Here is a 12,539-nt window from a genome sequence, read left to right on the forward strand (position 1 = left end):
AGAAAAGATGTTTAGCCCCAAGAGAGAAATTATGCTTATCAAAAATAATCCAATACCACTTAAAAACCGCATGAAAGAATTGTTTCTTGATTATTTACTTACCCTTCTGTATTTAGCCTTGTTATTTGGAATAAGCCTGGTAGTTTATCGGCTATTTTTTAAAGGGATTCCGAAAATGAATGAGTTACAAGCGCAGGTCATTGCTTTATTGACATCAGTTATTCCGATGATTTTGCTTTTTGCTTATTTGGATTATTCAAAAGATGGCAGTATGGGTAAACGAAAAGCCGGTTTAAAACTTGTTTATAAAGATAAATCTTTTCTAACAAGCCTTATCAGAAACGTGATCAAATTTTTACCATGGCAAATAGGCCATATGAGCACGATTCATGGAATCTATGCTGACTATGACACATGGGCTATGGGGCTGTCTTTTGTAAGCATCGGATTTGCTGTCTTATTATTATTAATGGGGCTTATGCGCAATGATAAAAGACATTTAGGCGATTTGTTGGCGCATACTCAAGTACAGAAGCAATAGAAATTGGTTAGCAAAATAAGCATTAAAATTTTAGGGAAGGACAACAAGTCCAGTCCATTTACCAAGAGCGAGGAATCATTAAAAAAACACTCTCGCTCGGAGAGTGTCATTAGATTAAATATTCCCATTGTCTTGATGCGTGTAGAATACGATGAATGAGCACAGTGTGTTGACTGTTATTAATGATATAGAAAATGAGATAGTTTTTATAGCCTGTGTAACGATAGCCCTTACCAGCTAGGTAATCATCTCTGACGAGTTGAAATTTTTCAGGCATAAAAGCTAATTGTTCCATAGCTTTTTCAATGCCATTAAGAAATTTATCAGCTGTGTGAGGAGAAGTTAAGTCAGTTTGAATATAGCGAACGATTTCTTTGAGGTCAGCTTGAGCCGAGTCAGTGACTTCAATCCCGTAATCATTCATGTTCCAGCTCTTTTCTTAAATTATTCATGACGTCTTTGAGTGGTTTTGTTCGTCCAGCGGCAACATCTTGCTCTCCGGCTTTTAATAAGGCATAAAGTTCATGCTTGCCAACGAGTTGTTCGTAGGCTTGAATACTCATCACAGCTAAATCGCCACGGCCATTTTTAGTGATAAAAACAGGAGAATTGGTTTCGTTACAAAAGTTAGAAATATCATTGTAGTTATTTCTTAAATCTGTACTTGATTGAATCTTAGGCATTTAAATCACTCCTTATAAAGAAATAATACCATTATTTCTTTAGATCGGCAAAGAAAGGTATTCCTAGCCTAGCTTATTGCCTATACTTTCAATAAGATCTTGAAAAAATAGATGAATCAATGAAAATTGAAATAATAAACTAGCAAGAAGCTCCAGCAATGGGGCTTTTTTTGAGCGCTTGTTACACTCTCAAGTTGAGTTCGGAAGGGTGAGGGGATGTCCTTTCAGAAAAGCTGAACGATCAACAAGTTGATCTTATCATCTTTTCCTCCAAGGAATCTCCCTCCCTGATCCTTCCTCACATCCTTATTTAATGTACACGCTTGATCGGTAAATGATAATTCATTTTTAAAAGTCCCATGATAGAATAACTTAATCATAAAGAACTTAAATACTATTGATATTAGATTTAAGTAAAGGAGGAAAAAAGATGAATAAACATTTTACCACACGAAACATTGTTGCAGTCGCTATTGGAGCAGCCCTATTTGGGATTTTGATGACTTATGGAGGGATTCCGGTTTTTACCAATACCAAGTTATCCACGGCTTATATCGTTCCTATCGTCGTTGGCGCCCTCTTTGGACCGGTTCAAGCAGCCTTAGTTGGTTTGATCGGAAACGTCTTTGCAGATGCCTTAGGCGGCAGTGGTTTCTGGCTAGATTGGACCGTGGGCAATATGTTTGCTTGTTTCTTTATCGGTGCTTTAAGCCTTTATGGAGCAGATATCCGGCGGGGCATCTTTACAGCTAAGCACGCAGTGATTTATGCCTTGGTATCGGTGGTTGGCTTAGAACTTTCTTTTGGTTTGATCACCCCACTCTTGACTAAAGTCTTCTACGGTGGTGAGTTAGCGATTACCATCACTCAAGCCCAAGTGGCTGTTTTAACCAATTCCATCGTCGTCCTTGTCGTTGGGATTCCATTGCTCTTTACTCTAGCTAAACGGTATCGGGGGTCAACTAATTTGGTGGATGAGGACTAATGAAGCACACTAGCCTTTCACCAATCATTCAATTCAAAGATTTTTCTTTTACCTACGCCTCCGCCAAAGAACCAGCCCTTAAAGACATTAACTTGGAAATTTATCCCGGCGAAAAGATTCTGATTTTAGGAGCCAGCGGGAGTGGGAAATCAACCCTGGGACAGTGCATCAATGGACTGATTCCTAACCAGTTTGACGGGACCATCACTGGAACAGCTACTGTGGCTGGACACGCGGTGGGGTCTTCGTCGGTTTTTGATTTGTCCCAAGAAGTCGGCTCTGTTTTGCAGGATAGTGATGCCCAATTTGTGGGGATTAACGTGGCTGAAGATATTGCCTTTGCCCTGGAGAACCGTAATACGCCCAGGTCTGTGATGAGAACTTTTGTTGACAAAGTCGCCAGGCGAGTCGGGGTGGTTGACCAGTTACAGTCGCTACCTTATTCCTTATCAGGCGGACAGAAGCAAAAAGTTTCTGTGGCCGGGATTCTCGGGGAGAAAAACCAGATTTTACTCTTTGATGAACCTCTAGCCGCCTTAGATCCCCAGATGGGCCTATCCATGGTTGAACTCATCGATTCCTTGAATAAAGAGGATGAGAAGACCGTGATCATCATCGAACACCGCTTCGAAGATGTCCTCCACCGTCCCATTGATCGGGTGGTCTTGTTAGACCAAGGGCGGATTGTGACCGTGATGACGCCAGATGAACTGATTGCTTCTGATCTCTTGATTCAATATGGCATCCGTGAGCCGCTTTATATTAGTGCCTTGAAGAATATGTACGGGGGCTTGAAGCAAGAGGAAGGCTTGACCCAGTTAGATACACTTGATCTCTCTGCCTATCAAGGCAAACAATCTTGGCTAGCTGGCGAGAACACCGCTTCTAAAGAATCTGAGGCAAGTGATCAGGATCCGCAAAGTGAGCCTGATCAGGTCATTATCCGTCTAGAAGACTTACGCTTTGGCTATGATCCCAAGCAGCCGCTCATTCAAATCCCCAAGCTAAGCATTAGACAGGGAGAACGGATCGCCATTGTGGGTGAGAATGGATCAGGGAAGTCTACCTTGGCCAAGCTCTTAACCGGCGTCTTAAAGCCGCAGTCGGGTAAGATCGAGCGCCTAGGCAACCCGGTTACTATCCAAGAAATTGCCCAACTGATTGGTTATGTCATGCAAAATCCTAATCAAATGCTAGTGACGGATTCAGTCTACCGGGAGATCGCCTTAGGATTGGAATACCGTCAAGTTGATCAGGCTGAAATCGATTCGCGGGTCCAGCAAGTCCTCCAAGTCACTGGACTCTATGCGAAGCGGAACTGGCCAATTTCAGCCCTAAGTTACGGGCAGAAGAAGCGCTTATCAGTAGCCATTGTGCTTGCCTTAGAGCCTACCTGCATTATCCTAGACGAGCCAACTGCTGGACAAGACTATGCCCATTACCGCGAAATCATGGAGTTTATTGATGACTTGAACCAGACCTATCAAATGACCATGATCTTTATCACCCATGATATGCATCTGGCTTTGGAATATACCGACCGGGGGCTGGTGATTGAGGACGGGCATTTAATTGCTGACCGGCCGATTTTTGACATTTTAGCGGATGACCAATTGGTTCAGCGGGCTTCCTTGAAGAAAACATCCATTTTTGAATTTGCCCACCGTCTGAATTTACCGGTGGCTGACTTTGTCCAAGCCTTCATCAAAAGCGAAAGGGAGGGGAAGTAGATGCAGGATCAATTGATTATCCGTTATGAAATTGGCGATGGTTACTTTGACCGCTTGGCGGGTTCAACCAAGCTATGGGTCTTTGTGACTGCGCTTGCCCTAATGATGGTCTCTTTTGACCTACGGATTATTCTCCCCCTCTTTCTGATTCATACTTGGATTTTTAAGCAGGTTTATCGGGAAAGTCGAGCGTTGAAGTTTATCTTTCGTTTTATGTTAATTATGAACCTGATTAATGTCTTGCTATACTATCTGGCTAATCCCTTAACCGGGACCGAGTTGGCGGGACAGGTAACGGTCTTGTATCGCTTTAATGATTACTTTGTCGTTACTTATGAGACCCTAGTTTATTTCTTTGCCAGAATTATGAAGATGATCGGTAGTTTGATTATCAGTTTGTGCTTTATCCTAACTATTACCCCTACCCAGTTAGCGAGTGGTTTGTATGCCATGGGCGTGCCTTACCAAATTGGCACCATGTTTTCCTTGGGGCTGAGATATATGCCTGATATCTTCCGTGATTTTACGGCGATCAAGGAATCCATGCAGATGCGGGGCTTGGAGCTCAATCCTAGGCGGGCCGGCCTCTTCAAACGACTCAAGGCTAATACCGCCATTCTTTTGCCCTTAATTATTGTCTCCTTTGACCAGGTGGAAACTATTTCCAGTGCTATGGATCTGAGGGGCTATGGACAAGGGAAAAAACGGACTTATTACGGCGACCTTGAGCCTGGTGACCACGATAAACAGATGAGACTCTTGGCTATTGTTCAAGGGGGAATCTTTGTTATTTATATGTGGTTACGGCTGACAGGAAGAGTGCACGAATTGTGGGTCATTTAGCTAAGCGATGACTAGTCAGGCGGCTTGTATTCACTATTCACAGTGATTGGACGCCATGATAGAAGGGAGACCATTAACATAGTGAAACCTATTTTAGTATTTCAGACCGATTTTACCTATAAAGAGGCTGCTGTTAGCGCCATGTATGGTGTGGTCAAGTCAGTCGACCGCGACTTAGAAATTATTACTGGGACTCATGAGATTCCTAACTATGATATCTGGAGCGGTTCTTTCCGACTCTACCAACCCATGCAGTTTTGGCCTAAGGGCACCATTTTCGTCTCGGTCATTGACCCGGGCGTGGGCACGAGTCGGAGAGCTTGTATTGCCCAGACCAAAAACGGCTACACCATTGTGACCCCTGATAACGGGAGTTTGACCCATGTTGCTGAGCACTTTGGCATTGAACGGGTGGTTGAGATAGATATTGACCGTCACCGTCTCAAAGGCCAGGGGACGGAAGGAATCTCGGTCTTTCATGGCCGTGATGTCTTTGCTTATTGTGCCGCCCAGCTCGCTAGCGGGCAAGTTGCCTTTGAAGATTTTGGGACGGAATACACAGTAGATGAGATTGTCACTTTCGATTTGATCGAACCGGTGCAAGGAAAGAACCGTTTGACAGGCATGGGTGAAATTATTGATCCTAACTTTGGTAATTATTGGACCAATATTCCCTTTGCTTGGTTAAAAGATCAAGCCGGGAAGTCAGTTTGGGTCATTGTTCGTTCGGCTAGTGGAGAAGTAGTCTTCGATGAGCCGATTCAAATTCATAAGACTTTTGGCGAGGTGAGTCTAGGTGAATTAACCATTTACCAGAATGAATTTGCTAACTTGAGTCTAGCCATTAACCAAGGCAGTTTTATCTCTAAATATGACCTGCCTTATGGGGTTGGTGTCAGTGTTGAAGTAGTATTGAGTGAGGAGGAATAGAGAATGGTTGTTGATTTCAGTAAATTACCGGCTTTTCGTCAGCAATTAGTGTTTCAAAGTGACTTTGGACTGAATGATGGGGCGGTATCGGCCATGACAGGAGTGGTGGTGACAGTGGATGAGAGCTTGAGCATCCATCACTTAACCCATAATATTCCCCCTTATGATATTTATTTGGCTGGCTATCGGCTCTATCAGACCTATTTCTACTGGCCTGAGGGAACCATCTTCGTATCGATTGTGGACCCTGGTGTGGGCTACAAGCAAAAGTCAGTCATTGCCTTATTAGACAGTGGCCACTATATCGTCACCCCTAATAATGGCACTCTGTCCTTCCTAGCCAAGTATGTGGGAATCCAGGCGGTCTGGGAAATTGACAAGGAGAAAAACTTGTTACCCTCGACTAACCAGTCTTATACCTTCTATGGTCGTGACTTGTATGCTTATACGGCAGCTCGCTTAGCCAGTGGGCAGCTGGACTTGAGTGAGGTGGGCGAAGAACTTGATATCAGCGAGCTTAAGCTCTACGAGATTGATGACTTCCAGGTTAATTCTGAGGAGGGGCTTCTTAGCGGTCACGTTGCCATTCATGATGAACGTTTTGGCTCGCTCTGGACTAATATTCCTTACGACTCCTTGCAAGACTTAGCGGTGAATACAGGAGACCAACTCCATCTCAAGATCAACCACCAAGGGCAAACGGTCTATGACGACGTCGTACCCGTGGTTCAGTCTTTCCAATCCGTGCCTCAGAGTCGGGCATTGATTTACTGTAACTCGCTGAAGAATTTGGCAGTGGCCCTCAACCAGAACAGCTTTGCCCAAGCCTACAAGGTCGGTTACGGGTCCGATTGGCAAGTCAGTTTTCAAAAAAGTAACTAGTTTTTGATAGTTGATTGTGTAATCTTAAATCAATCCACGAGTATTATGAATGGAAAGAAGCCCCAGCAATGGGGCTTCTTTCTTTTTGACGAAAAAGGATAAATCGGTTGATCTTTGTAGCAGTTAGCCAGCGTTGAAACAAATCGCTTCATTGAAAAGAAAGATAAAAATGAATAAAATTGTTTTCTGTATAGAATGATTTGCTATAATAGACTTAACTTAAGAAAGTCGAGGAAAAAAGGACATGGTAATTTTAATCTAAGCATCTGAGCTAATATTTTTCCCATCATTTAAGGGGATAAGTATGCACTCAGACACTTGGTGTATTATCATGTCTTTTTGTGTACACATTTTTAGCTCAGATTCATTGATGATCGCAGTACTGAACTTAAAGGAGAGCTAAAGATGGAAATGATAAAATTATTGCATGTTTCGAAGATCGTTGCAGATCGTCAATTATTTCAAATTGACCAGCTAATAGCTAATCAGGGAGATAAGATCGGCCTTATCGGTAAGAATGGCGTGGGGAAATCAACATTATTACGCCTGCTGGCGGGACTCGACCAGGAATATACCGGCCAAATGTTTATTCATCCAAGTTATGCCTATCTCCCTCAACTCAAAAAAACGACTGTGGAATCTGGGGGAGAGCAAGAGAGAAGATTATTGGAGGAAGTCTTTAACCAAGGGGCAGAATTACTCATTCTTGATGAACCGACCTCAAATTTGGATGTTACAAATATTGATTGGTTAACTCAAACTTTGGGAAAATACTCGGGCACTATCCTGATGGTTTCTCATGATCGTCGATTATTAAATCAAGTAGTGAACCAGATTTGGGAGCTCGACCAAGGTAAACTAACTAAGTATGTCGGTAACTATGACGACTATCAGACAGCTAAGACAAAGGCCGTTCAAGGACAGGAAACCGCTTATAAAAATTATCAAAAGAAAGTGCATCAATTAGAGAAAGAGGTCCAAGAAAGAAATCTGCGGGCGCAAAATTTTAAAAAGAAGAAAAAGAGCCTTTCTCGTTCAGATTATAAAGTGAGTGGCTACGCGGGAAAGTATGATGGTCAGCAGAAAGGTCTAGCCAGATCAGCTAAGGCCTTGCAAAGAAGAATTGACCAAATTGACCCAGTCGATCCTCCCAAGAAAGAACGGCAGTATCGCTTTAAAGCTGTTGGTAATTTAGCGGTTAAAGCTGGACAGAGCTTGCTCCGATTAGAAGCAGGAGAGGTTCATGTCGATGGACGTTTATTATTTACATTCCCAGAATTTAAATTGCAGGCAGGAGCTAAAGTGGCTATTCAGGGACGCAACCAAGCAGGAAAAACTACTTTTCTTAGCCAGTTATTCCATCGTCAGCTCCCCGGATATTATATGGCTGATTTAAATATTGGCTATTTTAGGCAAAATTTTGATCAGCTCCACTTGAATAAAAGTATTCTAGAAAATGTTAGTGAAGAAAGTTTACAGTCGGATGACTTGATTCATCAGGTTCTGGCTTCTCTGGGCTTTGATCAAAACAAAGTGACGGATAAGGCCAATTGCCTATCGGGAGGTGAGCGCGTTCGCTTGGCTTTCGCTAAATTATTATTAGGAGACTACCATCTCTTGCTATTAGATGAACCGACTAATTATTTAGATATCCAAACCCTTGAAAAAGTTGAGGGCTTTATCAGGAGTCATCCTGCTGCTATTCTATTGGTTTCTCACGACCAGGAATTCGTCAATCATTGCGTGGATAAACAATATCTCATTAAAAACAAAAAGCTACTAAGTCCTTCCTATCAGAAAGATAATCAGGATCAAGTAGAAAAAGAAATTAGCCGTTTAGATTTTCGCCTTAATCAGATGATTGCTGATAAAAGGGTAGGTCTAGAGGAGGTCAGAGAAGTCCAAAATAAGATTAGGCTATTAAAAGAAAAACATAAGATGAAATAAGCTATAGGGTACAAACTATTTGAAAAATCCGAATAGTTAGCAGAAAAGGAAAAATTGAGTAATGTAGGGATCACGCCCATCTTAGTTCACGATTATCCTAAAACAAAAACGGAAAAAGAAGTTTTAGCCATTAATGGTATCGGAAAAGGTACAATTAATAAGTTAAAGGCAAATGGGGTTCGCTTTAAGAAAAATTAACCCAAAAAGTTTACTCACTAGTCGTTTTGAAGCTGATAAAAACTTTTATATCAGCTTCAAAACGCCTTATAAGAGGTATATAATTTAGCCTAATAAAATGCTAGTCCAGCAAGTAATCTAAGGATTACTTGAGGCATTTTTATACCTTTATCCATAGGAGATGAGAGTCTATGATAAGATCCATTCAAGAGACTGATGCCAAAGCGATTCAGGAATTATGCCAAGTAGCACTCGGTTATGATGCTGATCTGAATCTAGTCCAATCACAAATCAAAAAATTATCCCAAGATCATGACCATCATATTATAGCTGTTTATGAAGAGGAGACTTCTTCTAGAGCGATTGCATTTGTTCACGCTGAGATCTATGAAGGACTCTATAGTGACACAGGCTTAAATATTCTTGGCCTTGCGGTAAGTCCTGACTATCAAGGACAAGGCATCGGTAAACAGCTCATGACCTTTATCGAAAATTATGCCATCAATCATCAACTCCACTACATTCGATTAAATTCAGCGGTCCATCGTGTAGAAGCCCATCAATTTTACCAAAGTATTGGCTATACCCAAGATCGTACCCAAAAGCGCTTTTCTAAGACTTTTTGATGGATTGATTATTTCATATTAACGAGATTGTTCACTAGAACAGGACAGCGACCTCGCTTAACTTGAGGTCGCTGTTTTTGTTATAATGGTAGGGAAGATAGACGGATAGACCAATCCTTAAGGAGGACTAGCCATGTCTTATTTCCAATTAACAGTCAAGAAGTTTTTTTCTAAAAGATGGCAGTTTAGATCTTTATGCTTTTCTTTTTGGCTTACTCTTTTTGTTTACTTTTGCTTTTATGCAATTGCCAGCTTGGCTAATTATTCTGGCCTCGACTATTTTAGCTTCCAGTGTGTTTAGGTATATTACCACCGATGAATTATTTCATGAGGAATTCGTCAAGCTCAGCTCACCCTGGAAAGTCATTGATTATATAATAAGTAAAAATCTCTTCACGCTTCTTTTTGAACTTATTTTATTGCTTAGCGTTTTTCTCTTACTAAGTATTCTAAAAGCCTTTAATTTTTATCCGCTAGCGATCGTGAACAAGGAGGCTCTGCTTATCCAGTTGCTCTTTGTCCTGGGAACAGAAAATCTTATCTTACTTTTCTTCAATAAGGCAGTTAAAAGTTACCAAAAAGGTTTACGCAGGAATAGCAAGGAAGACATAGCCACTGGTCTCGAAAACTTTAAAAGTCTCTTGCCTTCTATTGCTTTCAATACCATGATTGCCCTCCTGTGTTTTCTTTTTAAAGAAAACTTAGGCCTCTGTTTGGCTCTAGGGTATTATGGAATTTGTTTAGTTATTTTTGTCATTATTAGGACAAAGTGGATGGTATAAAACTGGCGAAGCTTTTCCACAAAAAGAGACACAGAGCGTGTAGTTAGGGCTACAGCTTTCTGTGTCTCTTTTATTTTGTATTAGTTTCTCTGTAATAACTTGACTGACCTAGCCACTTTATTAAGCTTGACGCTCTTTGACTAAGTTAGAAATCGCTTTGAAGTGTGGGTTTTTGGCGTCTTCTAGGAGACGGTAGAGTAAGCTCTCACTGGATAGGAGAGTTGCCCCATCTGCTTGCAGTTGGCTGAGGGCCCATTCGTGTTCTTGGGCACTTCTAGCGGTTACGGCGTCACGGACCAAGGTGACTTGCACTTGAGGATAATCGTCTAATAATTGATGAGCGGTTTGCTCGATACAGATAGGCGTTTCCATCCCGACAATCACTACATGTTCAATGGCAGGGGTGATGTGGTTGACGACTTCGGGAATGCAAGCATTGAAACGCGTCTTGGCGTAAACTGGTGTCTCAGTCAGATAGCTCTTGATGGCAGGATGGGTAGCGCCTAAACCTTGAGGATATTGTTCGGTGACCACTTTCTTAACGCCTAAGTGGTTCAAGCCTTCAAGAAGAAATTGCAGGTTAGCCAGATAAGTATCGGAATCATGCATTGCGGGAACTAATTTTTCTTGAATATCGATGACAAGAACTAGGGTATTATCAACAGTCATTGAAGTCATGGTGAACTTCCTTTCTAAGAATCTTATTTACCTTTATTATAACAAGCACAGGATCTGATGCCTAATTTCCGGGCTAGGAGCTTTACAGGAATAAATTTTCTCTGACAACCGCTTAGAGAATCACTTGCGCCCGGGTTGAGATTATGCTTTACTAAACAGGATGAATTTTTCAGAGCGAAACAAAATGAAGTAATAAAGGGGATTTGCCGATGAAGCAACGTTATCCAAGTGAACAATTAGCAGTCGAAGTGACGGGATTATCTGAGAAGGGGCTGGGCCTAGCCCAATATCGTTTTCCGGATACGGAGATGGGTAAGGGCAGAAAGCTAAAGCTCCAGATCCCTAAGGCCCTACCGGGGGATAAGTTATTAGTTACTGTACCCAATGCCCGAGGAAGGAGACGGGCAACGCGGACCTATGACCGGATTATTGAACCGGCGCCTAGTCGGATTGGAGGCTATGAATTAAATGGCCCTCAAATTGGGGGCGCTCCCCTGGAATACATGAACTACGCCGATCAATTGGCTTATAAGCGTGCCCTCACCCAGGGCTTCTTAACTGACAAGGGGTTTGATCCTAGCTTAGTGGGTGAGGTATGGGGGATGGACGATCCTTACCACTACCGCAATAAGCTCGAACTAAGCTTCTCCATTGACGGCGACTTGGGTTTCTTCGTCCAGGGGGACCAGTACCAGATTGTTGATTGGCAAAAGAATATCCTGGCTCCAGAAATCTTCATGTCCCTAAAAGAAGAAGTTCAAGAATGGCAAAAGGCCTGGAACTTAGCAGGTTACGAAAAACAGTCTAAGCAAGGTTTGCTCAGACAGTTACTCTTGCGCCAAGGCCATCAAAGTAGGGAAGTCATGGTAGCGATTTTCGCCCAAGAAGAATCGGCAGAGCTTGATCCAGGTGCTATTGAAGATCTAATCCAACGTCTACAGGCTTATCCTGAGATTAAGAGCTTGATGTGGATTAAGAATACCGCCATTGCGGACCGGATGGGGGCTGACAAGGTAGAAGTCTTAGTTGGACGCGACTATATTCGTGATGAGTTGGCTGGTTTCAATTATCGGCTGTACTTCGATACCTTCTTCCAACCTAATCCTCTTCAAGCCCAACGAATGATTGATTTAGCCTGTGACTGGGCTGATCTCGATCAAGATAGTCTGGTGATTGACCTTTTTTGTGGGGTCGGTAGCTTTAGTTTGCCTTTAGCTAAAGGGGCTAAGGCCCTAGTGGGGATTGAGATTGTGGAACAATCGATTGAGTCGGCGAAACGTAATGCGCGAGATAATGGAATCACTAATGCCCACTTTATGGCTCGTGATGCTCGGCACGGTTTGGCTGAAATTGAAGAAGAATGGGGTCAGGCGGACCTGCTCTTACTCGACCCGCCCCGGAATGGTGCCGGTGGAAAAATCATGCGTCGGATTGGCCGGATGGGTTTAGAGAAGATTATTTATGTTTCCTGCAATCCCAAAACCCTAGCTGAAGATCTAGTCTGGCTAAGAGACTTCGGTTATGAGATTGCAAAGATCCAATTAATCGATCAATTTCCTCATACTCAGCATGTTGAATCGGTCGTGTTGTTGGAGAAGAAATAGCATTTAAATAAATTTCTGAAGAAGCTCCTGAAAGGGGGCTTTTTATTATGGAGAAAAATAGTTGGAAGGAAGTCTTTCTGATTAACTTTTGTTAATCGTTTGCCAAATAAAATATATAAATAATGAACTTT

General features: G+C 42.3%; 13 protein-coding genes. 10 read left to right on the top strand and 3 right to left on the bottom strand.

Features of this window, described 5'->3' with window-relative positions; translation table 11 throughout:
• The first annotated feature begins 31 nt into the window (after nt 1-31).
• Nucleotides 32-541: an RDD family protein gene (locus tag DBT49_RS00645; RefSeq protein WP_101560493.1), complete on the top strand. Its 510-nt coding sequence runs from the start codon at nt 32-34 to the stop codon at nt 539-541.
• 109 nt (nt 542-650) lie between these two features.
• On the opposite strand, the gene DBT49_RS00650 is transcribed toward DBT49_RS00645, so the two are convergent.
• Entirely contained in the window at nt 651-965 is a 315-nt protein-coding gene (locus DBT49_RS00650; RefSeq protein WP_064293314.1) for a type II toxin-antitoxin system RelE/ParE family toxin, read from the bottom strand.
• Entirely contained in the window at nt 958-1,224 is a 267-nt protein-coding gene (locus DBT49_RS00655) for a type II toxin-antitoxin system prevent-host-death family antitoxin (RefSeq protein WP_070559643.1), read from the bottom strand. Before DBT49_RS00655 ends, DBT49_RS00650 begins: the two co-directional genes overlap by 8 nt.
• A gap of 430 nt (nt 1,225-1,654) precedes the next feature.
• Between DBT49_RS00655 and DBT49_RS00660 the strand changes: the two genes are divergently transcribed.
• The 8 genes from DBT49_RS00660 to DBT49_RS00695 all read left to right on the top strand — a co-directional run bounded on the left by DBT49_RS00660 (nt 1,655) and on the right by DBT49_RS00695 (nt 9,344).
• Nucleotides 1,655-2,209, top strand: coding sequence for an ECF-type riboflavin transporter substrate-binding protein (locus tag DBT49_RS00660; RefSeq protein ID WP_070559642.1), 555 nt, complete (start codon nt 1,655-1,657; stop codon nt 2,207-2,209).
• Nucleotides 2,209-3,939: an ABC transporter ATP-binding protein gene (locus DBT49_RS00665; protein ID WP_070559641.1), complete on the top strand. Its 1,731-nt coding sequence runs from the start codon at nt 2,209-2,211 to the stop codon at nt 3,937-3,939. Before DBT49_RS00660 ends, DBT49_RS00665 begins: the two co-directional genes overlap by 1 nt.
• Entirely contained in the window at nt 3,940-4,782 is an 843-nt protein-coding gene (locus tag DBT49_RS00670; RefSeq protein WP_070559640.1) for an energy-coupling factor transporter transmembrane component T family protein, read from the top strand.
• An 81-nt stretch (nt 4,783-4,863) separates the two neighbouring features.
• Complete coding sequence (locus DBT49_RS00675; protein WP_070559639.1) at nt 4,864-5,712, top strand: SAM hydrolase/SAM-dependent halogenase family protein; 849 nt, start codon at nt 4,864-4,866, stop codon at nt 5,710-5,712.
• Between the two features lie 3 nt (nt 5,713-5,715).
• Complete coding sequence (locus tag DBT49_RS00680) at nt 5,716-6,594, top strand: SAM hydrolase/SAM-dependent halogenase family protein (protein WP_070559638.1); 879 nt, start codon at nt 5,716-5,718, stop codon at nt 6,592-6,594.
• Between the two features lie 405 nt (nt 6,595-6,999).
• Complete coding sequence (gene abc-f / locus DBT49_RS00685) at nt 7,000-8,541, top strand: ribosomal protection-like ABC-F family protein (protein ID WP_070559637.1); 1,542 nt, start codon at nt 7,000-7,002, stop codon at nt 8,539-8,541.
• Nucleotides 8,542-8,595: 54 nt separating this feature from the next.
• The gene (locus DBT49_RS00690) at nt 8,596-8,739 is read left to right on the top strand and encodes a hypothetical protein (protein WP_168163193.1); all 144 of its coding nucleotides are present in this window, start codon (nt 8,596-8,598) and stop codon (nt 8,737-8,739) included.
• A 170-nt stretch (nt 8,740-8,909) separates the two neighbouring features.
• Entirely contained in the window at nt 8,910-9,344 is a 435-nt protein-coding gene (locus DBT49_RS00695) for a GNAT family N-acetyltransferase (protein WP_070559636.1), read from the top strand.
• 902 nt (nt 9,345-10,246) lie between these two features.
• Here the strand turns inward: DBT49_RS00695 and DBT49_RS00700 are convergent.
• Nucleotides 10,247-10,804 carry an isochorismatase family protein gene (locus tag DBT49_RS00700; protein WP_070559634.1) on the bottom strand — a complete coding sequence of 186 codons (558 nt, stop codon included), beginning with the start codon at nt 10,802-10,804 and terminating at the stop codon, nt 10,247-10,249.
• A 209-nt stretch (nt 10,805-11,013) separates the two neighbouring features.
• Here DBT49_RS00700 and rlmD point away from each other — a divergent pair, with 209 nt between their 5' ends.
• A complete protein-coding gene (gene rlmD / locus DBT49_RS00705; RefSeq protein WP_070559633.1) occupies nt 11,014-12,408 on the top strand; it encodes a 23S rRNA (uracil(1939)-C(5))-methyltransferase RlmD in 1,395 nt (464 codons plus the stop codon).
• Nucleotides 12,409-12,539 lie beyond the last annotated feature (131 nt).

The sequence above is a fragment of the Aerococcus mictus genome (assembly GCF_003286595.3).
GTDB classification, from domain to species: Bacteria; Bacillota; Bacilli; order Lactobacillales; family Aerococcaceae; genus Aerococcus; species Aerococcus mictus.

Bases quoted from the DNA above. Each gene is read 5' to 3' on its own strand.
- rlmD (WP_070559633.1), top strand. From the start codon at position 11,014: ATGAAGCAACGTTATCCAAGTGAACAATTAGCAGTCGAAGTGACGGGA.
- DBT49_RS00680 (WP_070559638.1), top strand. From the start codon at position 5,716: ATGGTTGTTGATTTCAGTAAATTACCGGCTTTTCGTCAGCAATTAGTG.
- abc-f (WP_070559637.1), top strand. From the start codon at position 7,000: ATGGAAATGATAAAATTATTGCATGTTTCGAAGATCGTTGCAGATCGT.
- DBT49_RS00665 (WP_070559641.1), top strand. From the start codon at position 2,209: ATGAAGCACACTAGCCTTTCACCAATCATTCAATTCAAAGATTTTTCT.
- DBT49_RS00700 (WP_070559634.1), bottom strand. From the start codon at position 10,804: ATGACTTCAATGACTGTTGATAATACCCTAGTTCTTGTCATCGATATT.
- DBT49_RS00660 (WP_070559642.1), top strand. From the start codon at position 1,655: ATGAATAAACATTTTACCACACGAAACATTGTTGCAGTCGCTATTGGA.
- DBT49_RS00650 (WP_064293314.1), bottom strand. From the start codon at position 965: ATGAATGATTACGGGATTGAAGTCACTGACTCGGCTCAAGCTGACCTC.
- DBT49_RS00645 (WP_101560493.1), top strand. From the start codon at position 32: ATGCTTATCAAAAATAATCCAATACCACTTAAAAACCGCATGAAAGAA.
- DBT49_RS00655 (WP_070559643.1), bottom strand. From the start codon at position 1,224: ATGCCTAAGATTCAATCAAGTACAGATTTAAGAAATAACTACAATGAT.
- DBT49_RS00670 (WP_070559640.1), top strand. From the start codon at position 3,940: ATGCAGGATCAATTGATTATCCGTTATGAAATTGGCGATGGTTACTTT.
- DBT49_RS00695 (WP_070559636.1), top strand. From the start codon at position 8,910: ATGATAAGATCCATTCAAGAGACTGATGCCAAAGCGATTCAGGAATTA.